We start from the raw sequence: 23,470 nt of genomic DNA on the forward strand, positions 1-23,470 counted from the left end.
AATTGGGACGAATTTGCCGGAAAAGCGGGGAAAACCCAAAAAACGGAAACGCCCACCACGCCCGGGCGGGGTGGGCGTTGTATCGGAACGCGGCTGCAGGGCCGCAGAGGCCCCTAGAAGGCGTCGCCGGGCACCCTGACCCACCCTTCCATCAACACGCGCGCGCTGCGGCTCATGATGGCCTTGGCGACGCTCCAGTCGCCGCCGGCCTGGGTCGCCTCGGCCCCCACGCGCAGGGTGCCGGACGGATGGCCGAAGCGCACCGCGTTACGCCCTCCCCCGCCGGCCGCCAGGCTGACCAGGGTGCCGGGAATGGCGGCGGCGGTGCCGATGGCGACGGCGGCGGTGCCCATCATCGCGTGGTGCAGCTTCCCCATCGACATGGCGCGCACCAGCAGGTCGATATCGCCCGCGGCCACCGCCTTGCCGCTCGACGACACGTAGTCCCTGGGCGGGGCCACGAAGGCCACCTTGGGCGTGTGCTGGCGCGCGGCCGCTTCGTCGACGTGCTTGATGAGGCCCATGCGCACCGCGCCGTGCGCGCGGATCGCTTCGAACATGGCCAGCGCCTTGGGGTCTCCGTTGATCGCGTCCTGCAGCTCGGTGCCGCTGTAGCCGATCGCCTCGGCGTTGACGAAGATGGTCGGGATGCCGGCGTTGATCATGGTGGCCTTGAGCGTGCCCAGGCCCGGCACCTCGAGGTTGTCGACCACCTGCCCGGTCGGGAACATGGCGCCGCCGGCGCCCTCTTCCTCCGCCGCCGGATGCATGAATTCGAGCTGCACTTCGGCGGCCGGAAAGGTCACCCCATCGAGTTCGAAGTCGCCCGTTTCCTGCACCGCGCCGCCGCTGACCGGCACGTGCGCGATGATGGTCTTGCCGATGTTGGCCTGCCAGATGCGCACCACCGCCACGCCGTCCTGCGCAATGCGGGCCGGGTCGACCAGCCCGGCGCCGATGGCGAACGCGCCGACGGCGGCCGACAGGTTGCCGCAGTTGCCGCTCCAGTCGACGAAAGCCTTGTCGATGGCGACCTGGCCGAACAGGTAGTCGACGTCATGCCCGGGCTTTGCGCTCTTGGACAGGATCACCGTCTTGCTGGTGCTCGAGGTGGCGCCGCCCATGCCGTCGATCTGCTTGCCGTAGGGGTCGGGGCTGCCGATCACGCGCAGCAGCAGCGCGTCGCGCGCGGCGCCGGCCACCTGCGCGGCCTCGGGCAGGTCTTGCAGGCGGAAGAACACGCCCTTGCTGGTGCCGCCGCGCATATACGTGGCGGGAATGCGGATTTGCGGTACGTGCGCCATCATGCAGCCTTCGCGGTGGATTCGAGGAAGTCCTGGGCGAAGCGCTGCAGCACGCCGCCGGCCTCGTAGATCGCCACTTCTTCGGCGGTGTCGAGGCGGCAGATCACCGGCACCTCGACCACCTCGCCATTGACGTGCGTGATCACCAGGGTGAGCGTGGCGCGCGGGGTGCGCTCGCCCAGCACGTCGAAGGTTTCGCTGCCGTCGATCGCCAAGGTGATGCGGTTCTCGCCAGGCAGGAACTCCAGCGGCAGCACGCCCATGCCCACCAGGTTGGTGCGGTGGATGCGCTCGAAGCCTTCGGCCACGATCGCTTCCACGCCGGCCAGGCGCACGCCCTTGGCGGCCCAGTCGCGCGAGGAACCCTGGCCGTAGTCGGCGCCGGCGATGATGATCAAGGGCTGCTTGCGCTCCATGTAGGTCTGGATCGCTTCCCACATGCGCGTGACAGTGCCTTCCGGTTCGATGCGCGCCAGCGAGCCTGCCTTGACCTTGCCGTCGACAATGACCATCTCGTTTTTCAGGGTCGGGTTGGCGAAGGTGGCGCGCTGCGCGGTCAGGTGGTCGCCGCGGTGGGTGGCGTAGGAATTGAAGTCCTCTTCCGGCAGGCCCATTTTGGCCAGGTATTCGCCGGCGGCCGAATCGAGCATGATCGCGTTCGACGGCGACAGGTGGTCGGTGGTGATGTTGTCGCCCAGGACCGCGAGCGGACGCATGCCGGCCAGGGTGCGCGCACCGGCCAGCGCGCCTTCCCAGTACGGCGGACGGCGGATGTAGGTGGTATTCGGACGCCAGTCGTACAGCGGACTGACCTTGACGCCGTCGTCTTCCTGCCTGGCGAACATGGGGATGTAGACCTTGTGGAAGTGCGCCGGCTTGACGCTCGAGGCGACCAGGGCGTCGATCTCCTCGTCGCTCGGCCAGATATCCTTGAGCGTGACCGGCTGGCCGTCGGCGCCGATGCCCAGCACGTCCTTTTCGATGTCGAAGCGGATCGTGCCGGCGATGGCGTAGGCCACCACCAGCGGCGGCGAGGCCAGGAAGGCCTGTTTCGCGTACGGGTGGATGCGGCCGTCGAAGTTGCGGTTACCCGACAGGACGGCGGTGGCGTACAGGTCGCGCGCCACCACTTCCTGCTGGATCGCCGGATCGAGCGCGCCGGACATGCCGTTGCAGGTGGTGCAGGCGTAGGCGACGACGCCAAAACCCAGTTTTTCGAGTTCCGGCATCAGGCCGGCGTCGTCCAGGTACAGGGTGACGGCCTTGGAGCCCGGCGCCAGCGAGCTCTTGACCCATGGCTTGCGCGTCAGTCCCAGCCTGTTGGCGTTACGCGCCAGCAGGCCGGCGGCGATCATGTTGCGCGGGTTGTTGGTGTTGGTGCAGCTGGTAATGGCCGCGATGATGACGGCGCCGTCGGGCATCAGGCCCGGCTCGTTCTCGACCACGCCGCTGATGCCGCGCGAGGCCAGCTCCGAGGTCGGCACGCGGTTGTGCGGATTGGACGGGCCGGCGATGGTGCGCACCACCGTCGACAGGTCGAAGCGCAGCACGCGCTCGTACTCGGCGTTGTTGAGCGTGTCGCCCCACAGGCCGGTGTGCTTCGCATACTGCTCGACCAGTTTGACCAGTTCGTCGTCGCGGCCGGTGAGCTTGAGGTAAGCGATGGTTTGCTCGTCGATGTAGAACATCGCCGCGGTCGAGCCGTATTCCGGCGCCATGTTGGAGATCGTGGCGCGGTCGCCCAGGGTCAGGTGGGCCGCGCCTTCACCGTAGAACTCGAGGTAGGACGAGACCACCTTCTGCTGGCGCAGGAATTCGGTCAGCGCCAGCACGGTGTCGGTGGCGGTGATGCCCGGCTGCGGCTTGCCGCTCAGTTCCACGCCGATGATGTCCGGCAGGCGCATCCACGAAGCGCGGCCCAGCATCACGCTTTCCGCTTCCAGGCCGCCCACGCCGATGGCGATCACGCCGAGCGCATCGACCATCGGCGTGTGCGAGTCGGTGCCGACCAGGGTGTCCGGAAAGGCCACGCCGCCCTGCACCTGGACCACCGGCGACATGCGCTCCAGATTGATCTGGTGCAGGATGCCGTTCCCCGGCGGGATCACGTCGACGTTCTTGAACGCCTTCTTGGTCCAGTTGATGAAGTCGAAACGGTCTTCATTGCGGCGATCCTCGATGGCGCGGTTCTTGTCGAAGGCATCGGGATCGAAACCACCGCATTCGACTGCCAGCGAATGGTCGACCACGAGCTGGGTCGGCACCACCGGGTTGACCAGGGCCGGGTCGCCGCCCTGCAGGGCAATGGCGTCGCGCAGGCCGGCCAGGTCGACCAGCGCGGTCTGGCCCAGGATGTCGTGGCAGACCACGCGCGCCGGAAACCACGGGAAGTCGAGGTCGCGCTTGCGCTCGATCAGCTGGCCCAGCGACGCATCGAGCGTCGCCGGGTCGCAGCGGCGCACCAGGTTCTCGGCCAGCACGCGCGAGGTGTACGGCAGCCTGTCGTAGGCCCCGGGCGCGATGGCGTCGACCGCGGCGCGCGCGTCGAAGTAATCGAGCGCGGTGCCGGGCAGGTTCTTGCGGTGATTCGTGTTCATGTCGGTCCCTTGCTTGTTTACTTGCGCTCGGCCAGCGGCACGAAGCTCAGGTCGTCCGGGCCGACGTAGTTGGCGCTCGGGCGGATGATCTTGTTGTCGATGCGCTGTTCGATCACGTGCGCGGCCCAGCCGGAGGTGCGCGAGATCACGAACAGCGGCGTGAACATCGCGGTCGGCACGCCCATCATGTGGTACGACACGGCGGAGAACCAGTCCAGGTTCGGGAACATCTTCTTGACTTCCCACATGACGCTTTCCAGGCGCTCGGCGATGTCGAACATCTTGGTCGAGCCGGCGCCTTCGGACAGCGAACGCGCCACTTCCTTGATCACCTTGTTGCGCGGGTCGGACACGGTGTAGACCGGATGGCCGAAGCCGATCACGACTTCCTTGTTGGCGACGCGGTTGCGGATGTCGGCTTCGGCTTCGTCCGGGTTTTCGTAGCGCTTCTGGATATCCAGCGCGACTTCGTTGGCGCCGCCGTGCTTCGGTCCGCGCAGCGCGCCGATCGCGCCGGTAATGGCCGAGTGGATGTCGGAGCCGGTGCCGGCGATGACGCGCGCGGTAAAGGTGGACGCGTTGAATTCGTGTTCCGCGTACAGGATCAGCGAGGTGTGCATCGCCTTGACCCATGCCTGCGGCGGCTTGAAGCCGTGCAGCAGGTGCAGGAAGTGGCCGCCGATGGAGTCGTCGTCGGTTTCCGTGTCGATGCGGCGGCCGTTGTGGCTGAAGTGGTACCAGTACAGCAGCATCGAGCCGAAGGAGGCCATCAGGCGGTCGGCGATGGCGCGCGCGCCTGGCACATTGTGGTCGTCCTTTTCGGGCAGCACGCAGCCCAGGGTCGATACGCCGGTGCGCATCACGTCCATCGGGTGGCTCGATGCCGGCAGCGCCTCGAGCGCGTTCTTGACCGCCTGCGGCAGCCCGCGCATCGATTTCAGGTGCGCCTTGTAGCCGCGCAGTTCGCCATCGTTCGGCAGTTTGCCGTGCACCAGCAGGTAGGCGATTTCTTCGAACTCGCAGCTGTCGGCCACGTCCAGGATGTCGTAGCCGCGGTAGTGCAGGTCGTTGCCGGTTTTGCCGACCGAGCACAGTGCGGTGTTACCGGCGGTGACGCCGGACAGGGCGACCGATTTTTTCGGCTTGAATGGGACGGCGTCGGCCGGGGTGGTGGTGTCAGTCATGTGAGCTCCGCGATTCTTCTTGCAAAATTGGTGTGATTACTTTTCTTTACCCTGGGCGAACAGCGAGTCGAGCTTTTGCTCGTACTCGTGGTAGCCGAGGTAGTCGTACAGCTCCATGCGGCTCTGCATGGTCGGGACGACGTTTTTCTGGGTGCCTTCGGCGCGCAGCGTCTTGTAGAAGTTCAGGGCGGCCGCGTTCATGGCGCGGTAGGCGCCGCAGCAGTACAGGGCGATATCGACCTTGGCCGAGCGCAGTTCGTCGAGCGTGAACAGCGGCGTGGCGCCGAATTCGGTCAGGTTGGCCAGGATCGGCACCTTGACCGCGTCGCGCACCTGGCTGTACATCTCCAGCTTGGTGATCGCTTCCGGGAAGATCATGTCGGCGCCCGCTTCCACGTACGCGCAGGCGCGGTCGATGGCGGCGTTCAGGCCTTCGACGGCCAGCGAATCGGTGCGCGCCATGATGACGAAGCTCTCGTCATGGCGGGCGTCGACGGCGGCCTTGATGCGGTCGACCATTTCTTCCTTGCTGACGATTTCCTTGCCCGGACGGTGGCCGCAGCGCTTGGCCGAGACCTGGTCTTCCATGTGCACCGCTGCCACGTCGGCGCGGATCATGTGGCGGATCGTGCGCGCGATGTTGAAGGCGCCGCCCCAGCCGGTGTCGATGTCGACCATCAGCGGCAGGCCGCAGGTGTCGGTGATGCGCTGGGCATCGGTGATCACGTCGTCCATGGTGCTGATGCCGAGGTCCGGCATGCCGAGCGAGTTGGCGGCCACGCCGCCGCCGGACAGGTACACGGCCCTGTAGCCGGTCTGTTCGGCCATGCGCGCGGTGTAGGCGGTGATGGTGCCGACAACCTGCAAGGGCGACTCTTCCTGGACTGCGCGGCGGAACATCGCGCCTCGTGATTCTCTCATTGCGTTTTCTCCTCGGGTGATGCGTTGGAATGCCATGCCGGCTGCATTGCAAGCGCCGTGCCACTGCCTGGCAGTTTGTCGAAAGGTCTTTATATTCAATGGTTTGCGCAGATTTGAAACAGGCTGTGCCGCTCTGCGCGCGTTGCATATTGTTTCAATTTGAAACGCCTGAAACGCAACTGCGGTAAAATTGAAACATGCCCTATTCTTCCCGCACCGCCCCGGACGGCAACGACAAGCCGGTCATCTGGACCGTGTCCGTCTCGCGCCTGTCGGACCTGTTCCGCGATATCACGCTCGAATACGACCATCTGGCGTCGATCGAGCCGGTCAACCTGGGCTTCGACGAAGCCGCCCGGCATATCCGCGAGCGCATGGCCACGGAACGCTGCGACGTCGTGATCGCGGCCGGCTCGAACGCGGCCTACCTCAAGGGCCGCGTGTCGGTGCCGGTGGTGATCGCCAAGGCCAGCGGCTTCGATGTGATGCAGGCGCTGGCGCGCGCGCGCCGCGTGGCCGAGCGCATCGGCGTGATCACCTACCAGCAGCAACTGCCCGAACTGGCCGAATTCGCCAGCACCTTCGGCTTTCGCATCGCGCAGCGCACCTACGTGACGGAAGAAGACGCGCGCGCGCAGATCAACGACCTCAAGGCGGCCGGCATCGAGGCCATCGTCGGCGCGGGCCTGATCACCGACCTGGCCGAGGAAGCGGGATTGACGGGGGTGTTCGTGTATTCGGCCGCGTCGATCCGCCAGGCCTTCGACGATGCGCTGGAACTGGCGCGCCTGACCCAGCTCGAATCGAACAGCGGGCGGCGCCCGGTGGTGGCCGACACCATGCGCACCCGCCACGGCCTGAACGACCTGCGCGGCGAGTCCGCCGCCATGGAGACCTTGCGCCAGGCGGTGGTGCTGTATGCGCGCTCGCCCGCCACGGTGCTGATCGAAGGCGAAACCGGCACCGGCAAGGAACTGGTGGCGCAGGCGATACACCGCGAAAGCCCGCGCAGCCTGGGTGCGAACCGGCCGTTCGTGGCCGTCAATTGCGGCGCAGTGGCCGAGTCGCTGCTGGAATCGGAACTGTTCGGGTACGAGGAAGGGGCGTTTACCGGCGCACGGCGCGGCGGCCACGCGGGCCTGTTCGAAGCGGCCAACCGGGGCACCCTGTTCCTCGACGAGATCGGCGAAATGCCGCTGGCGCTGCAGACGCGCCTGTTGCGCGTGCTGGAAGAGCGCGAGGTGGTGCGGGTCGGCGGCACGCGGCCGATTGCGATCAACGTGCGCGTGATCAGCGCCACCCACTGCGACCTGGAGCAGCGGGTGCGCGAGGGGCGCTTTCGGGCCGATCTGTTTTACCGGCTGGCGGTGCTGCGCCTGTCCTTGCCGCCGCTGTGCGCGCGCGCGGGCGACGTGGCGGCACTGGCCGAGTGGTCGCTCAAGAATGCGCTGGCGGCGCTGGGAGCCAGGCCGCATCCGAACCTGCATGCGGAAATGGCGGGCTGCGCGCCGCTGCTGGAGCGCTATGGCTGGCCGGGCAATGTGCGCGAGCTGCGCAACCTGATGGAGCGGGTCGCGCTGTTCCTGGCGGCCGAGCCATTGCAGGCCCTGACGCCGGCCTTCGTGCTGTCGGTCGCGCCGGAACTGGGGCGCGATGCGCAGCCGCCGTCGGTACAGGCGCCGCAGCCCGACACCGTGGAAGAGGTGCTGGCGCGCTTCGGCGGCCGGCGCGACGAGGCGGCCGCATACCTGGGCATCAGCCGCACCACCCTGTGGCGCAAGCTGAAATCGGCGTCGACCTGAAGGCGCGCAATGCGCGGCACTTGCGCAAACCGGATCGGAATTCATATATCGAAGCATAGAATTATTCGTTCCATTGCCGTAAGCGCAAGCCTATGATCCGCCCTTTTTCCGCCGGACCGGCCGCCCACCAGGCGGCCGGCACCCGGCTTTCGGAGGTTCTCATGTCATCCGCACCGCAGCCTGCCCTGTTTTCCCTGATCGGCAACACCCCGCTGATCGAAGTGACCCGCATCGACACCGGCCCGTGCCGCCTGTTCCTCAAGCTCGAATCGCAAAATCCCGGCGGCTCCATCAAGGACCGCATCGGCCGCGCCATGATCGAAGCGGCCGAAGCCGACGGCAGCCTCAAGCCCGGCGGCGTGGTGGTCGAAGCCACCGCCGGCAATACGGGCCTCGGCCTGGCCCTGGTCGCGCGCCTGAAAGGCTACCGCGTGGTGCTGGTCGTGCCCGACAAGATGGCGATCGAAAAAATCCTCCACCTCAAGGCCCTGGGCGCCGAAATCCACCTGACCCGCTCCGATGTCGGCAAGGGTCATCCGGAGTACTACCAGGATGTCGCGGCGCGCCTGGCGCGCGAGATTCCCGGTTCGTGGTTCGCCGACCAGTTCAACAACCCGGCCAATCCGCTGGCGCACCAGACCACCACCGGCCCGGAACTGTGGGAGCAGAGCGGCCACGATCTGGACGCCATCGTGGTCGGCGTCGGCTCGTCGGGCACCCTGAGCGGCCTGTCGCGCTACTTCGAAACCGTGCAGCCGAAGCTCGAATTCGTGCTGGCCGATCCCGAGGGCTCGATCCTGGCCGACTACATCAACACCGGCGTGCTGCGCGCCGACGCCGGCGCGTGGGCGGTCGAAGGCATCGGCGAAGACTTCATTCCCGCCATTGCCGACCTGTCGCGCGTGAAGCGCGCCTACACCGTCAGCGACGAAGACAGTTTCGGCAGCGCGCGCATGCTGCTGCGCGAAGAAGGCGTGCTGGCCGGCTCGTCGAGCGGCACCCTGCTGGCCGCCGCGCTGCGCTACTGCCGCGAACAGAGCACGCCGAAAAACGTGGTCACCTTCGTGTGCGACACCGGCACCCGCTACCTGACCAAGGTGTACAGCGACGGCTGGATGGTCGACCAGGGCCTGCTCCGGCGGCCGGCCCTGGGCGACCTGCGCGACCTGATCGGACGCCGTTTCGACGACGGCGACGTGGTCACGGTGGCGCCGTCCGACACCCTGCTCACCGCATTCAACCGCATGCGCAGCGCCGACCTGGCGCAGCTGCCGGTGATCGACAACGGTCGCCTGGCCGGCATCCTGGACGAATCGGACCTGCTGTTGCGCGTGACGGGCGACGCCACGCGCTTTCGCGACCTTGTCGGCACGACCATGACGTCGGAACTGCAAACCCTGCGCCCGTCCGCCGGGATGACCGAACTGCGCGATATACTCGACCGCGGCCTGACCGCCGTCATCAGCGAGGACGACCATTTTTACGGCCTGATTACCCGCTTCGACCTTCTCAACCACTTGCGCAGGACCTTATCGTGACTACCTCCGTGACTACCTCCGTGACTACTTCCGTGACTACCTCCGTGACTACTTCCGTGACCGACCCCCTGTCCGGCTCCAAGATCAAGAAACACCTTTCCACGCGTGTGATCCACGGCGGCCAGTCGCCCGATCCGTCCACCGGCGCTGTCATGCCGCCGATCTACGCCACCTCCACCTATGTGCAGGAGAGCCCCGGGGTGCACAAGGGGCTCGATTACGGGCGCTCGCACAACCCGACGCGCTGGGCGCTGGAGCGCTGCGTGGCCGACCTCGAAGGCGGCGCGCAGGCGTTCGCCTTCGCCTCGGGGCTGGCCGCCATTTCGACCGTGCTGGAACTGGCCGACGCCGGCTCGCACATCATCGCCGGCGACGATATGTACGGCGGCACCTACCGCCTGTTCGAGCGCGTGCGCCGGCGCAGCGCGGGCCACGACTTCAGCTACGTCGACCTGACCGATCCGGCTGCACTGCTGGCGGCGATTCGTCCGGAAACGCGCATGGTGTGGGTCGAAACGCCGACCAACCCGATGCTCAAGCTGGCCGACTTGAAAGCCATCGGCGACATCTGCCGCGAGCGCGGCATCATCTCGGTGTGCGACAACACCTTCGCCAGCCCGATCGTCCAGCGTCCGCTGGAGCTGGGGATCGACATCGTGGTCCACTCGACCACCAAGTACATGAACGGCCACTCGGACGTCATCGGCGGCATCGCCGTGGTCGGCGCCGGCGAGCAGCAGGCGGCATGGGCCGAGCAGCTGGGCTTTTTGCAGAATTCGGTGGGCGCGATCCAGGGACCGTTCGACAGCTTCCTGGTCCTGCGCGGCATCAAGACCCTGGCGCTGCGGCTGGAACGCCACTGCGCCAGCGCGCTGGACCTGGCCGCGTGGCTGGAAAAAGAGCCGAAGGTCGGCCGCGTTTTCTATCCGGGACTGGCCTCGCATCCGCAGCACGCGCTGGCCAGGCGCCAGATGAACGGCTTCGGCGGCATCATCTCGATCCAGCTCGATACCGACCTGGCGGGCGCGCGCCGCTTCCTGGAACGCTGCGAGGTGTTCACCCTGGCCGAGAGCCTGGGCGGCGTCGAAAGCCTGATCGAGCACCCTGCCCTGATGACGCATGCGACCATTCCGCCGGCGCAGCGCGCGCTGCTCGGCATCAGCGACGGGCTGATTCGCCTGTCGGTCGGCGTGGAGCACGTGGAAGACCTGCGCGACGACCTGCGCGCCGCGCTGGCCGCCATCTAGGCCCGCAGCGCTCGCGCGGCCAGGCGTCAGTGGCTGCGCACCTGGCCGGCCGCCTGCTGCACGTGCACCAGCACGAACTGGCCGGCCTTGAGCGGCGCGAAACCGACCGTGATGTTGACCACCCCGTGATCGATATCGTCCTGCGTGGTCGTCTCCGGACCGCAGCGCACGAAAAACGCGTCGTGCGGCGTCTTGCCCTGGAAGGCGCCCTGGCGGAACAGGCCGACCATGAAGGCGTGGATGCTCTGGCGGATCTGCGCCCATAGCTGGTCGTCGTTCGGCTCGCACATCACCCAGCGCGTGCCGCGCACCAGGCTCTCTTCGATGTACAGCGCGGTGCGCCGCACCGGAATGCACTTGCCCTGGGCGCCATCGGGGTCGTCGCCATGCAGCGTGCGCGCGCCCCACACGATGCGGCCCGCCGACGCCATGCTGCGCAGGCAGTTGATGCCGAGGGGGTTGAGCATGCCGTTCTCGCTGTCGGACACCGGCACGCTCAGTTCCGGCACGCCGATCAGGGTCGCATCCATGCCGACCGGCGCCTTCCAGACGCCGCGCTGCTGGTCGGTGCGGGCGATGATGCCCGCCACCGCGCCGCACGGCGCCAGGCGCGTCGGCCGGCCGCCGCGCTGGTCGACCGGCTGGCGCAGGCGCGGGAAGAACAGCGCCGCATTCCGGCTGCTGGTGCCGAGGGCGGCCACGCCTTCGACGGCATTGTCGACACTGTCCCACTCCGGCGGCGGATCGACCAGCAGCATGGCGCGCCGCAGTTCGCAGTAAGCGCCCGCTTCGGCCAGCAAGGCGCTGTGAACGCCCGCGTCGAGCAGGTCGCCGCCGTTGTCCAGATAGGGAGGAATGCACAGGAGGTTGAACAGGTCGGCGCGGTCGAGCGCATACAGGCCGGACTTGCGCGCCAGGTTACCCTTGCCGATGAAGTCCGCCAGCGTGAGCGGCAGTTCCTCGACGGCGCGGTCGGCATCCATCACGCCCGAATTGCTGGCGGCGCCGCACTCCCAGGCGTCGCCCTGTTGCGGCGCGCGCGGATGGCTGTCGGGGCGCCCGGCGGGCAGCTTGCCGCTCATCGTGACCAGGCGCGAGATGCTGCGCAAGACCAGGTCGACCCGGCGCGGATGGCCGGCGCCGAGCGAGACATTGCGGAATACCTCGACATGGCCGGTGGCGCTGTCGCGCACCGACAGGTTGAAGCTGTCCGGGTCGCCCGTGAGCAGTTCATGGTCGACGCGCACCTGCAGCGCATTGCCCCAGGTGCCGGGGTCGCGCGCCTGCAAGGTCAACGCGCCGGCGCGCACGATGGCATGGCTGCGCACCACGCCGTCGATCGGGTCCGGCGCGCGGTACAGACGCACGATGACGGCCTTGCTGCCGCCGTTGAGGAAGAAATCGCGCACCGCGTATCCCAGCGCGCTGTGTTCCCACAGGCCGCCGAACAGGCGTTCGAACTGGGTGAAGCTGGCGATGCTGACCGGTTCGTCCACCGGCCCGCGCAAGGCGCGGCCGACGAACGCGGTGATCGAGGTGTCCACGCCGGCGATCGGGTACACGGAGGCGGGAAGGTGCTCGGTCACGGTGCTGGCGTAGCTCATTGCGGCATGCATGGTATCTCCTGTTTCGGTCTCGTTTTTTTACGGCTGCGGCGAACTGCGCCGATATAGCTATTAGATGCTGTTTGAAAACGATATCCTTGACATTGCTCAATGAAGCAGGCGGACTCGGCAATAGTCTTGCGCCGTGGGCTTGACAACGCTGGAGGAAAACAACGCCTGGCGGGAATCACTTGACAGCGCGGTGCGGGATTAGCGCCAAAAGCGAACGGCGCTGCGCCACATTGGTGCGCGGGCAATGCAATTCGGATAAAGCGCACGGTGTTTGCGTGTATAAGCTGGCATGCAAACTGCTGGGAACTTGCTTATCCGGCAAATGCATGGCCGCGCACGTACCATAAAGGATTCGATTGATGACGACCGCCGAACAAATCAGCATCGCCCACCTGGAAAACCAGGCGTTTGCCTTAATGTCGCGCCTGCACGTGATACTGCGGCGCGGGCAAGGCCGCGTGACCGATATCGACTACATGCGCGTCGATCCGGGCTATTGCCGCCATGTGCTGGAACTGGCCAATGCGAGCGGCAACGACGACCTGCGCCAGATCGCCGCGCGCCTGCAGGAGGTCTATTTCGGTGCGGGGGGATTGTTTGTGACAGTGGTCAAAGAACCGCTGCTGGCGCGCGCAGCGGTGCCGGCGCCAGCGGCGCCAGCGGCGCCAGCGGCGCTGAGTGCGCGTCCAGCCGGTGTCCAGCCGGTGCCTGTCACCGGAGTGGACACGGACGCGACAGCGGGACTTTGTCCAGCCGGTGCCTGTCACCGAAGTGGACACGGACTCGACAGCGGGACTGTGTCCAGCCGGTGCCTGTCCAGCCGGTGCCTGTCACCGGAGTGGACACGGACGCGACAGCGGGACTTTGTCCAGCCGGTGCCTGTCACCGGAGTGGACACGGACGCGACAGTGGGGCGGGGGATAAAAAATGTCCAGCCGGTGCCTGGCACCGGAGTGGACACGGACTCGACAGCGGGACCGGGGATAAAAAAAGCCCGCATCGTGTGCGGGCTTTTTTGTTGGCTGTTGCTTATTCGATTTCGACCGTTTCCGGTGCCGCCGGTGGGGGCGCCGCGTCGGATTCGGGGAATTCCAGCGTGACCGTATCCTTGTCGTCCATGTCGACCGTGACCCGGCCACCGCTGACCAGGCGGCCGAACAGCAGTTCGTCGGCCAGCGCCTTGCGGATCATGTCCTGGATCAGGCGCGACATCGGCCGTGCTCCCATCTGCGGATCGAATCCTTTCTTCGCGAGGAACTTGCGCAGTTTCTCGGTGAAGATGGCTTCGACTTTCTTCTCGTGCAGCTGTTCTTCCAGCTGCATGAGGAATTTGTCGACCACGCGCAGGATGATTTCTTCGTCCAGCGCACGGAAGCTGATGGTGGCGTCGATCCGGTTGCGGAACTCGGGCGTAAACATACGCTTGATGTCGGCCATCTCGTCGCCCGCCGCCTTGGAGTCGGTAAAGCCCATCGAGCGCTTGGTCAGGCTTTCGGCGCCGGCATTGGTCGTCATGATGATGATCACGTTGCGGAAGTCCGCCTTGCGCCCGTTGTTATCGGTCAGGGTGCCATGGTCCATCACCTGCAGCAGGATGTTGAAGATATCCGGATGCGCTTTTTCGATCTCGTCGAGCAGCAGCACCGCGTGCGGCTTCTTGGTGATGGCTTCGGTCAGCAAACCACCCTGGTCGAAGCCGACGTAGCCCGGCGGCGCGCCGATCAGGCGGCTGACGGCGTGGCGTTCCATGTATTCCGACATGTCGAAGCGAATCAGCTCGATGCCGAGGATGAAGGCCAGTTGCTTGGCCACCTCGGTCTTGCCGACCCCGGTCGGACCGGAGAACAGGAAGGAGCCGATCGGTTTGTCGGTCTTGCCCAAACCGGCGCGCGCCATCTTGATCGCCGAGGACAGCGCATCGATGGCAGGCTCCTGGCCGAACACGACGTTGCGCAGGTCGCGGTCGATGGTCTGCAGCTTGCTGCGGTCGTCCTGGTTGACGGTCTGCGGCGGGATGCGCGCGATCTTGGCGATGATGTCCTCGATCTCGGCCTTGCCGATGGTCTTTTTCTGCTTCGATTTCGGCAGGATGCGCTGCGCGGCGCCGGCTTCGTCGATGACGTCGATCGCCTTGTCGGGCAGGTGGCGGTCGTTGATGAAGCGCGCCGCCAGCTCGGCCGCGGTCGACAGCGCCGACGACGAGTACTTCACGCCGTGGTGCTCTTCGAAGCGCGATTTGAGGCCGCGCAAGATCTGCACGGTCTGCTCGACGGTCGGCTCGTTGACGTCGACCTTCTGGAAGCGCCGCGACAGGGCATGGTCTTTTTCGAACACGCCGCGGAATTCCGTGTACGTGGTCGCGCCGATGCACTTGAGCTGGCCGTTGGCGAGCGCCGGCTTCAGCAGGTTGGACGCGTCCAGGGTGCCGCCGGACGCCGAACCGGCGCCGATGATCGTGTGGATCTCGTCGATGAACAGGATGCCGTGCGGGGTTTCCTTGAGCTGCTTGAGCACCGCCTTGAGGCGCTGCTCGAAGTCGCCGCGGTACTTGGTGCCGGCCAGCAGCGCGCCCATGTCGAGCGAATACACGATGGCATTCTGCAGGATTTCGGGCACTTCTTCCTGCGTGATGCGCCAGGCCAGGCCCTCGGCGATCGCGGTCTTGCCGACCCCGGCTTCACCGACGAGCAGCGGATTGTTCTTGCGGCGGCGGCACAGGATCTGGATCACGCGGTCGACTTCTTCTTCGCGTCCGATCAGCGGATCGATCTTGCCTTCGGCGGCGGCCTTGTTCAGGTTCTGCGTGAACTGGTCGAGCGGGCTTTCCTTGGCCTGGCCTTCGACTTGCGCTTCTTCCACGCCTTCGGAGGTTTTTTGCGAGTCGACCTGCTGGTCCTTGCGCACGCCATGCGAAATGAAGTTGACCACGTCGAGGCGGGTCACGCCCTGCTGGTGCAGGTAGTAGACCGCGTGCGAGTCTTTTTCGCCGAAGATCGCCACCAGCACGTTGGCGCCGGTGACTTCCTTCTTGCCGTTCGAGGCGGATTGAACGTGCATGATGGCACGCTGGATCACGCGCTGGAAACCAAGCGTCGGCTGCGTGTCGACCTCGCCCGTGCCGGGCACGGTCGGGGTGTTGTCGCCGATGAAATTGGTCAGCGTCTTGCGCAGGTCTTCAATGTTGACGGCACAGGCGCGCAGGACTTCGGCGGCCGATGGGTTGTCCAGAAGCGCCAGCAGCAAATGCTCAACGGTGATGAATTCATGCCGTGCTTGCCGAGCTTCGACAAAGGCCATGTGTAAAGAGACTTCCAATTCCTGCGCAATCATACTTCCTCCATCACGCACTGCAGGGGGTGCCCCGCCTTGCGCGCATGCGTTAATACAAACTCCACTTTGGTACACGCTATATCTTTGGAAAACACGCCACACACTCCCTTGCCATGACGATGGACGGACAGCATGATCTGCGTGGCCGTCTCCCGGTCTTTGTTGAAGTATTCCTGGATGACCGCGACCACGAACTCCATGGGCGTGTAGTCATCGTTCAGTAGTGCTACCTGGTACAGCGGCGGCGGCTTGACCGTCTGCCGCTCCAGCAGTTGTTCGGTATCTTGCTTAGTGGCCATACGCTTATTCTAATGCTTTCGACGATGATGCTATGGGTAAATATCAGGGCATTTACATTTGTTTTCCATCTTACGCGTTTTCCGATCCATGCGCAGATGGCGACCTAATTCGGTAAATCAAGAGTTGCTTTTTCGCAGAGTGTGAGGAATTTGGCAATTCCCATGCAAAAGCGCTTGACTTGAATATTTTTTCAACCAACAATGCGGTTATCGACTTGTACTTATGTACTTGTTGATAAGAAGTGAGCAGGCTGAGGAGGGGGCAGAAGCTTCTTGCTTTTATGGCTCGTGTGATTGGTTATAATTTTGAAAGTTCTTTTATGGCAACAGGTACAGTTAAGTGGTTCAATGATTCCAAAGGTTTTGGCTTCATCACTCCAGATGACGGCGGCGAAGATCTGTTCGCGCACTTCTCCGCAATCAACATGAACGGTTTCAAGACCCTCAAAGAAGGTCAAAAAGTTCAATTCGAAGTCACGCAAGGCCCTAAAGGCAAGCAAGCTTCCAACATCCAGGCTGCTTAAGCAATCACCGATGTAAAAAACCCCGCTTCCGAGCGGGGTTTTTTTATCCCCGCTTTGTTCCCCATGACCATCATCTTACAGCTTCTCGGCCTGGCCGACCTGCGCACGCTTGCCGCCGCGCGCACGCCGCGCCATTACGTCGGCCATGCCGCCCCCGGCGCCCTGCCCCCCGCCTTTGTCGCGCAGCGCGCGCTGGCGCACCTCGAGGCCGGCAAAAGCCCCGGCTGGTGCGCCACCTTCGTCATGCTGCGCGTGAGCGACCAGATGGTGGTCGGCGCCTGCGGATTCAAGGACGAACCGCAGGACGGCCAGGTGGAGATCGGCTATGGCGTCGCCTCCGGCTGGCACGGACAGGGCATCGCCACCGACGCCGTGCGCGAACTGGCGCGCATCGCTTTTGCCAGCGGCGCGGTGGAGCGCGTGCTGGCGCAGATTGCGCCGGACAATATCGCCTCCTTGCGCGTGGTCGGCAAGCTCGGCTTCGAAGCCGGCGCCCGCGTGCGCGACGCCGACGGCGAGGAGCTGCTGCAGTGGGTGCTGCGCAAGCCGGCTTAGCTCAGCTTGGGTCACCCTAGCCGCGTTCGAAGGCGGCCATCTGGTCGCGCAGGGCTTTCTGGAAGGCCGGACGCGCCTCGCAGCGCTGCTGGTAAGCCTTGAGATTCGGATACGCTTCCACCATGGTGGTGTGGCGCAGGATGCGCAGCACCGTGGTCATCATCAGGTCGCCCGCGCTGAAGGCGCCGTCCAGATAGTCGCGCTCGCCCAGCCAGGCGGACAACTGGCGCAGGCGAACGTGCACGTCTTCCACCGCGCCCGGACGGCGCTGTTTGGCCCACTCCTCTTCGGCGTAAAAGAAGTCGATCGCGGCCAGCTGCTGGATCGGCACCTCGAGCGTATTCAAGGCCGCGAAGATCCAGCTGGTGGCGCGCGCCCTGCCCGCTTCTTCCCTGGGAAACAGGGCGCCGCTGCGCTGTGCGATATGCAGCACGATCGCGCCCGATTCGAACATCGTGAAGTCGCCATCCTGCAGCATCGGGACCTGGCCGAACGGTTGCAGGGCGAGGTAGTCGGGTGAACGCTGGTCGGGCGGGCCGATCAGGCGCACGTCGTACAGCAGGCCGGCTTCTTCGAGCGCCCAGCGCACGCGCAGATCGCGCACGACGCCCTGGGCGAAGGGAGGAACGTATTGGAAGGCACTGATGGTCAGCATGGCGGGCGTCTCCGTTAAATGGTGAATTTTACAATTCACCATCATAGACTTTTCCAGCAATGCCATGCGCCAGCCAGCTACACGTGTCGCGCGCATCGTGCCCTCAACGCCGCGACGATCCGCGCCAGGCCGTGTGCCTGTACTTCCAGCAACGCGGCGGCGGCTAGCTGCTCCACCGGCGCCGCGTTCTGCTGCGTGAGGTATCGATAGCGCTGACTGCCCCCTTGATCGCACCACCCACTGGCCGGGAAACCGAGCAACAGTGGATGGATCGGGCCGATGATGCGCTATGCCGTGCGGCCGATGGCCTCAGTAGCCATCGATCTCCTGCTCGGCGCTGATGATCGGATAGCTTGGATTGCTGGTCTTGCACTCGACCCTCCAGCGATGCGTCGCCACTGTGAGCCTGAGCCCGGTCCAGCTGTACGCTGCCGGCTGGTTGGGACTTTCAAACCATGGGCCGAGCCAGCCGTCCGGCGCAGTGCGGTAGGCAAGCACATTGCAGCTGCTCGCGCCTGCCGCAGCGTAGGACAGGGTGAATGCCTGGGTGGTCGGAATGAAGCGGCGCACGCCTTTTACCGTAGGCACGCCATCGATGCTGAACACCACGACTGGCGCCGGCGCGGCCTTGACCACGCGGGCCGAGGCGCTGGCGCTATTGGTCGCGCCGTTCGCCGCGCGGCAGTCGACGTCCCAGCGGTGCAGGCCGACACCGCGCGTCAGCTCGCCCCAGGTAAACACGGGCGCCTGTCCCAGCTTCTGCTCCACCAGGTTGCCATCCACATAACTGCGCACGTCGCAGCTCTGCGCGCCGATCGCATCGTAGCGCAGGAAGAACTTGCCGCTGCCGACCAGCGCCGGCGTGGGGGCATCGCCGAAGACGGGCGGGGTCGGGCCGGAAGGCAGCGAGCCGATCTTGAACTCGACCGTCGGACGCGCGCTATAGGCAGCGCCGGTCAGGCTGGCGCTGCGCAGCGGCTGTCCCTGCGTGAGGGCGCCGCCGCTGACCAGGCGCGCGCGGACGGCGTTTTCCACCTCGGCCGGGGTGCGCAAGGTAGGCGTGGTTTCGATCAGGCGCGCGGCCAGGGCCGCCACGTGCGGCGCCGCCCACGAAGTACCGGAACTACTGATATAGGTCGGGGCGGTACCGTTCATCCAGGTCGATACGATCCGCTTGCCCGGCGCCCACGCGTCGACGCAGGGGCCGAAATTCGAGCCTGGCTCCGGGCCGAACCTGGGGTCGCCCGCATTGAAGCCGCCCTCGCCGTTCAAGGGCTGCACCGGCTGGCCGTTATTGTCGATCGCACCGACCACCATCGCGCCGTCGGACGGCAGGCGGTCGTTGAAGCTCCACTGGCAGGCGTCCTTGTACTTGTTGCCGGCCGACTGCACGAAAAACGCCCCCGGATAGCCGGTGGCCGGATCGGGCTTGATCAGGGAACGCACGCTTTGCATGAAGGCTGGCGCCAGCGGCGTCCCGGGCGTGGTCGCGGTCGGCATCTCGAAGTTGCTCGACAAATTGACCACGGCCACGCGTCCGCCGATGCGGATGCGGCGCTTGGCCTCGTCCAGCGCCGCGATGGCATTGGCGAGCGTCTTGCTTTGCGCCGCGCACTGGTTATCGCCATAGGCAAGCGAGACCAGCTTGACGCCGGCGTTGACGCCGGTGACGCCGACCGTATCGTTGCGGGCCGCAATGATGCCCGCCACAAAGGTCGAATGCGGATAGGTGCCGATCGCGCAGGCGCCCGGTGCATTCCAGCGCGCGCTGACGGCGACATCGGGATGGTTGCCGATGCCGCTGTCGACGACGTAGACCGTGGCGCCGCCGTTGCTGGTGGAACTGCCGCCGACCGCCTGCACGCCCCAAGGCAGGGTGCTGGCGCCGACCGCCACATCGCTCCAGACAGCGCTGGCGCTCGATTCGATGGGCACGTTGGCCGCCACCGCCTTGATGCGCGGATCGCGCCGCAACGCCTCGACCTGCTGCACCGTGAGATACGCGGCAAAACCTTGCAGGGTGTGGCTGTACGCGTGCGTGGCGGCGATCCGGTGCGCGGCTTCGACCTCGTGCAGCAGGCGCATCACCCTGCCATCATGATCGGCGCCGAAGCGCGGGTCGCTGACCGCCTTGGCAGAGTAACGCTGCGCGGCGGCGTCGGCGAAAGTGACGATGTAGTGGACGCTGCCGGCCTCGTTGGTGATACGCGCCGGTACGGACGCCGCGAGCACGTTCGCCGCCGGCTGTGCCAGGCTGGCCCCGGCCGTGCCGGCCTGGGCCTGGGCGCCAGCCATGGCCCCCAGTGCCGCCGCGCCGAACAGACCGCTTACCGCCAATGCATGAACACGTTTACCCATTGCTCTTGTCATGTTTTTCCTTGTCTTGATTAGCCCATCCACGGATGTGAATATGCAGAATGCGTTGCATAAAAATCAACAGCGGGGCCAGTGTAACGCAATTGCATTTCAGGCATTCTTAATATTTATGAAATTTATTATCGCTCTGAAGGCAAGGATGGCGCGCCCATGCCGAAGGGGTAGGCGCGCCGATGCGGCATGCATGCCGGCGCCAGGAAACCGGGGAGGACACGCGCCACGGTGAGCGTTTCGCGCAGACGTGCGCGAGCGTGCAGGATCGTCGCGCGCTACCGGCGGCACCGCGTCGCAGTACCGAGCGCATGCCAACTTCACATCGTTTGCCGGCGTGCCAGACTGCGTTCCCGACCTGCCATGGAGACTGTCATGCTACCCACCATCTTCGCCGTGTTCGCGGCGTGCTTCGTTCTTGAACGCGTCATTCCGGGCTGGAAATTGCCCAAGATCCGCACCTGGCCGCTGCGGGTGCTGTTGATCAATGCGGCCCAACTGGCGATCGTGGTGCTGGCCGGGATCAGCTGGGAGCGCTGGCTGTCGGCGCAATCCGTCTTCCGGCTGTCGCATTACCTCAATCCGGTCGCGGGCGGCATGCTGGCCTACTTCATTGCCACCTTCGTGTTTTACTGGTGGCACCGCTGGCGCCATGAGGTCGACTGGCTGTGGCTGCATTTTCACCAGATTCACCACAGTCCGCGCCGGATCGAGGTGATCACCTCGTTTTACAAGCATCCGGGGGAAATGCTGGTCAATTCGATCATCGGCAGCCTGCTGGTGTACACCTTGCTGGGACTGTCGCCGGAGGCCGGTGCGTATTACACGCTGTGCACGGCGCTGGGCGAGTTCTTCTATCACACCAGCGTGCGCACGCCGCGCTGGATCGGCTATCTCTTCCAGCGCCCGGAAATGCACCGGATTCACCATCAATACGGACGGCACAAGAACAACTACGGCGATATCGTGTGGTGGGACATGCTGTTCGGAACCTACGAGAATCCGAAGCGGTTCGAGGCGACCTGCGGCTTCGATGCGGACAAGGAAGAGCGCCTGGTCGATATGCTGATGTACCGCGATGTGCACCGGGACGTGCCCTAGCGCACGCGCTCGATGCAATGCATCGGCTTAGGGAAAGGGATGGGACAGTCGGAACAAGGCCGCGGATCGTGCAATTCGTTCGTCTTTCGAAGACGTGCGATGGGGCATCGCTGGCGCAAACGGGATTGCGCCAGGAATGCTTCAGCACCATGCTCGCGCGCCGCGTCGGCTGAAACACGCGGAACGCGGGACGCGTGAGGACGCCCCTTGCAGCATCAATCCGCTGGCGGCGCGGCGTTCGAGGCACGCCGTTTTTCGGCGTCGAGAACGCGCAGGGCAATGTCGCTGAACTCCACGCCGAACAGATTCTTGCGCCCTGCGGTGGCTTTCAGCGTGGTCGCGCGGAAGCGCTCGATGTCGCCCAGCTGACCGTCGAGGGCCATGCGCGCCACGGTGCCGGAGACACACTGGGGATTGAGGCGCATGGCGCGCTGCAAGGCCGCTTCGGCCACGGAACGATCGCCGCGCAGGGCCGCGACCAGCGCGATCGAGCCGTGGGTTTCGCTGAGGTTGCGGTCGAGTTCCAGCGAGCGCGCGAAGGCGACATCGGCCTCGGGCAGCCGGTTGCTCATCAGGCGGCACCAGCCGAGCGCATTCCAGGTGGCGATGTGGGTCGGCATCAGTTCGGAAGCGCGCTCGAGTTGCTGTTCTGCGGTGGCGAAATCCTGCTTGAGCAGATTGGCCATGCCCAGTCCGTTCCAGATGCGTCCTTCCTGCGGATTGAGCGCAAGCGCTTCCTGGAACTGGGCCAGGGCGCCGTCGGCGTCGGCGTTTTCCAGGCACAGGGTCGCGCTCACGACCAACGCTTCGATCGGACGTTCGCCATGGGCCAGCGCGGCTGCGCTCATGCGCACGGCATCGGCGCCCTTGTTGCTGTCGATGTAAGCCATGCTGGCGGCAGCCATGAAGACAGGATCGGTGGCCAGGCGCGCTTCGTTGTGCTCGATCAGTTCGATAGCGCGGTCAAGCTTGCCGACGTGATGGTAGGCGCGGACCAGCAAGGTGACCGTTGCCGCAGGCAGGTCGGGAGCGCGTTCGAACGGCGCCATGGTGTCCAGCGCGGCCTGGTGCTGACCGAGCCACACCTGGCAGGTCGCGAGGCTGAACGCCAGGTCCGGGTCGCTGATCTGGGCAAGCAAGCCGGCGTAGATGGGCGCGGCCTGGCTCCAGCGCTGCTGGGCGGCGAACACGTGCGCTTGCAGGCAGACGATCATCGGATCGTGCGGGAAGGCGGCAACGGCCGCCAGCGCATGCGGCTCGGCACCGGCCGGGTTCGACAAGGCAAGATTGAGCTCGATTGCGCGGGTCAGCAATTGCTTGTTGTTGGGATCGGCCTTGAGGTAACTCTCGGTACGGTCGCGCTGGCGCGTCAATTCTTCTTGCGATGTCGGTTCTTGCATGATTCGGGTCCGGGAGGTGGTGGGTGCGGCATGGCGTCTGCGCAGGTCGTGCGCGGGCAGAACCCGCGCAGACGCCGATTGTAGCTGATCGGGACGACCTTACTTCGGGAGCGTGCCGCCGTACGCGGACATCAGCAGGTGGCGATGGTAGGGGCTGTCCTCGACGGTCTCTTCCGCCACCGGTTCCGGGGTCGTGGCTGGTGGCGCTGCGGCGACGCCCGCCAGGGCTTTGGCGATATCGTCGATGAACATCTGCATGTCCTTGTTGAGCGCGGGATTGGTGTGGTTCAGTTCGATTCCCTTCGCCAGGGCAGCGCTCGATTCAGGCAGTTGGTCCTGCGCGAGCAAGACCAATCCCTGACCGAAGCGATGCAAGGGATCGCTGTCGGGCAATTCCTGCAAGGGTGTCAGTACGGCGACCGCTTTCGCAACGTCGCCGCTGGTCAGCCAGAGCAAGCCAAGCTGAAAGCGCGCGATCGACAAACCCGGGTCGAGCGCGAGGGCCGCCTCCATTTCGCCGGCGGCACGGTCGTACATCCTGATCTGGGCGTAATGGGCGCCCAGCAGGAAGTGCGTGGTGCCCGAGGCGTCCGGGCGGGACGCCGCCTCCTTGAAATAGACGATGGCCGCGCCGTCGTCGCCGGAGGCGCTGGCGTTGATGGCAAGCTGGTGGAGTTCAGCCTGGTCCAGGGTAGATAGTGTTGTGGACATAATGAGTCGATATTTCTAAGTCATCAATTAAGAATAAAAACCCGGATCGATGCGATCTTCGTGAGCATGAGGCCCCCTGCACTAGCTGTGCAACACGACGGCTAGTGCAAATTTATTGCAAACCTCACTTTACACACCCTCTAAAAAACTTCGCACACCCGGCGTTGATGGAAATGTGCCGCGCTCAAGATTACTGATAAAGATATCAAAAAACAGAATGCAGTAAAAGAAAATAACCGCCGTATTTCATGCATTACCAGGAAACAAATGGATATCATTGCGTCAAACTAATGATCAACCATATGCGTTTAGACATAAG

18 protein-coding genes are annotated in these 23,470 nt (G+C 65.1%); 7 read left to right on the plus strand and 11 right to left on the minus strand.

Going from position 1 to position 23,470, the window contains the following annotated elements:
• Positions 1-113: 113 nt before the first annotated feature.
• From prpF to prpB, 4 genes are read right to left on the minus strand one after another with little or no spacing between them, the layout of a single operon-like run.
• Positions 114-1,304, minus strand: a complete 1,191-nt coding sequence (gene prpF, locus EJB06_RS20430; RefSeq protein WP_126076001.1) for a 2-methylaconitate cis-trans isomerase PrpF — start codon at positions 1,302-1,304, stop codon at positions 114-116.
• Positions 1,304-3,901, minus strand: a complete 2,598-nt coding sequence (acnD, locus tag EJB06_RS20435; protein WP_126075871.1) for a Fe/S-dependent 2-methylisocitrate dehydratase AcnD — start codon at positions 3,899-3,901, stop codon at positions 1,304-1,306. Before acnD ends, prpF begins: the two co-directional genes overlap by 1 nt.
• A gap of 17 nt (positions 3,902-3,918) precedes the next feature.
• Positions 3,919-5,085, minus strand: a complete 1,167-nt coding sequence (prpC, locus tag EJB06_RS20440) for a bifunctional 2-methylcitrate synthase/citrate synthase (RefSeq protein WP_126075872.1) — start codon at positions 5,083-5,085, stop codon at positions 3,919-3,921.
• A 36-nt stretch (positions 5,086-5,121) separates the two neighbouring features.
• On the minus strand, positions 5,122-6,006 hold the full coding sequence (prpB, locus tag EJB06_RS20445; RefSeq protein ID WP_126075873.1) for a methylisocitrate lyase: 885 nt from the start codon (positions 6,004-6,006) through the stop codon (positions 5,122-5,124).
• A gap of 197 nt (positions 6,007-6,203) precedes the next feature.
• On the opposite strand from prpB, the gene prpR reads away from it, so the two are divergent.
• The 3 genes from prpR to EJB06_RS20460 all read left to right on the plus strand — a co-directional run bounded on the left by prpR (position 6,204) and on the right by EJB06_RS20460 (position 10,593).
• Entirely contained in the window at positions 6,204-7,808 is a 1,605-nt protein-coding gene (prpR, locus tag EJB06_RS20450) for a propionate catabolism operon regulatory protein PrpR (RefSeq protein WP_126075874.1), read from the plus strand.
• 161 nt (positions 7,809-7,969) lie between these two features.
• Positions 7,970-9,346 (plus strand): pyridoxal-phosphate dependent enzyme, encoded by a 1,377-nt coding sequence (locus EJB06_RS20455; RefSeq protein WP_126075875.1) that lies wholly within the window; start codon positions 7,970-7,972, stop codon positions 9,344-9,346.
• Positions 9,347-9,390: 44 nt separating this feature from the next.
• A complete protein-coding gene (locus EJB06_RS20460) occupies positions 9,391-10,593 on the plus strand; it encodes a trans-sulfuration enzyme family protein (protein WP_370660143.1) in 1,203 nt (400 codons plus the stop codon).
• 26 nt (positions 10,594-10,619) lie between these two features.
• Here the strand turns inward: EJB06_RS20460 and EJB06_RS20465 are convergent, their stop codons facing one another.
• Positions 10,620-12,209 (minus strand): phage tail sheath family protein, encoded by a 1,590-nt coding sequence (locus EJB06_RS20465; protein WP_126075876.1) that lies wholly within the window; start codon positions 12,207-12,209, stop codon positions 10,620-10,622.
• Positions 12,210-12,568: 359 nt separating this feature from the next.
• Between EJB06_RS20465 and EJB06_RS20470 the strand changes: the two genes are divergently transcribed.
• Positions 12,569-13,309, plus strand: a complete 741-nt coding sequence (locus tag EJB06_RS20470; RefSeq protein ID WP_126075877.1) for a hypothetical protein — start codon at positions 12,569-12,571, stop codon at positions 13,307-13,309.
• On the opposite strand, the gene clpA is transcribed toward EJB06_RS20470, so the two are convergent.
• Both clpA and clpS read right to left on the minus strand, forming a co-directional pair.
• The gene (gene clpA / locus EJB06_RS20475; protein WP_126075878.1) at positions 13,239-15,539 is read right to left on the minus strand and encodes an ATP-dependent Clp protease ATP-binding subunit ClpA; all 2,301 of its coding nucleotides are present in this window, start codon (positions 15,537-15,539) and stop codon (positions 13,239-13,241) included. The two genes, EJB06_RS20470 and clpA, sit on opposite strands and share 71 nt — an antisense overlap.
• Positions 15,536-15,838 (minus strand): ATP-dependent Clp protease adapter ClpS, encoded by a 303-nt coding sequence (clpS, locus tag EJB06_RS20480; protein ID WP_099881541.1) that lies wholly within the window; start codon positions 15,836-15,838, stop codon positions 15,536-15,538. The genes clpA and clpS overlap by 4 nt, the downstream gene beginning before the upstream one ends.
• Before the next feature lie 320 nt (positions 15,839-16,158).
• Here clpS and cspE point away from each other — a divergent pair, with 320 nt between their 5' ends.
• The gene (gene cspE, locus EJB06_RS20485; RefSeq protein WP_010395943.1) at positions 16,159-16,362 is read left to right on the plus strand and encodes a transcription antiterminator/RNA stability regulator CspE; all 204 of its coding nucleotides are present in this window, start codon (positions 16,159-16,161) and stop codon (positions 16,360-16,362) included.
• A 63-nt stretch (positions 16,363-16,425) separates the two neighbouring features.
• Positions 16,426-16,917 (plus strand): GNAT family N-acetyltransferase, encoded by a 492-nt coding sequence (locus EJB06_RS20490; protein ID WP_126075879.1) that lies wholly within the window; start codon positions 16,426-16,428, stop codon positions 16,915-16,917.
• Between the two features lie 16 nt (positions 16,918-16,933).
• Here EJB06_RS20490 and EJB06_RS20495 read toward each other — a convergent pair whose 3' ends face one another.
• Together EJB06_RS20495 and EJB06_RS20500 are read right to left on the minus strand one after the other, a co-directional pair.
• The gene (locus EJB06_RS20495) at positions 16,934-17,572 is read right to left on the minus strand and encodes a glutathione S-transferase family protein (protein WP_126075880.1); all 639 of its coding nucleotides are present in this window, start codon (positions 17,570-17,572) and stop codon (positions 16,934-16,936) included.
• 309 nt (positions 17,573-17,881) lie between these two features.
• Positions 17,882-19,930, minus strand: a complete 2,049-nt coding sequence (locus tag EJB06_RS20500; RefSeq protein ID WP_164557976.1) for a S8 family serine peptidase — start codon at positions 19,928-19,930, stop codon at positions 17,882-17,884.
• Positions 19,931-20,314: 384 nt separating this feature from the next.
• Here EJB06_RS20500 and EJB06_RS20505 point away from each other — a divergent pair, with 384 nt between their 5' ends.
• Positions 20,315-21,040 (plus strand): sterol desaturase family protein, encoded by a 726-nt coding sequence (locus EJB06_RS20505; protein WP_126075882.1) that lies wholly within the window; start codon positions 20,315-20,317, stop codon positions 21,038-21,040.
• Positions 21,041-21,255: 215 nt separating this feature from the next.
• Here the strand turns inward: EJB06_RS20505 and EJB06_RS20510 are convergent, their stop codons facing one another.
• Both EJB06_RS20510 and EJB06_RS20515 read right to left on the minus strand, forming a co-directional pair.
• Complete coding sequence (locus EJB06_RS20510) at positions 21,256-22,440, minus strand: tetratricopeptide repeat protein (protein ID WP_126075883.1); 1,185 nt, start codon at positions 22,438-22,440, stop codon at positions 21,256-21,258.
• A 99-nt stretch (positions 22,441-22,539) separates the two neighbouring features.
• Entirely contained in the window at positions 22,540-23,151 is a 612-nt protein-coding gene (locus EJB06_RS20515; protein WP_126075884.1) for a tetratricopeptide repeat protein, read from the minus strand.
• Between the last annotated feature and the right edge of the window lie 319 nt (positions 23,152-23,470).

The organism is Massilia atriviolacea (assembly GCF_003953935.1).
GTDB lineage: Bacteria > Pseudomonadota > Gammaproteobacteria > Burkholderiales > Burkholderiaceae_D > Telluria_A > Telluria_A atriviolacea.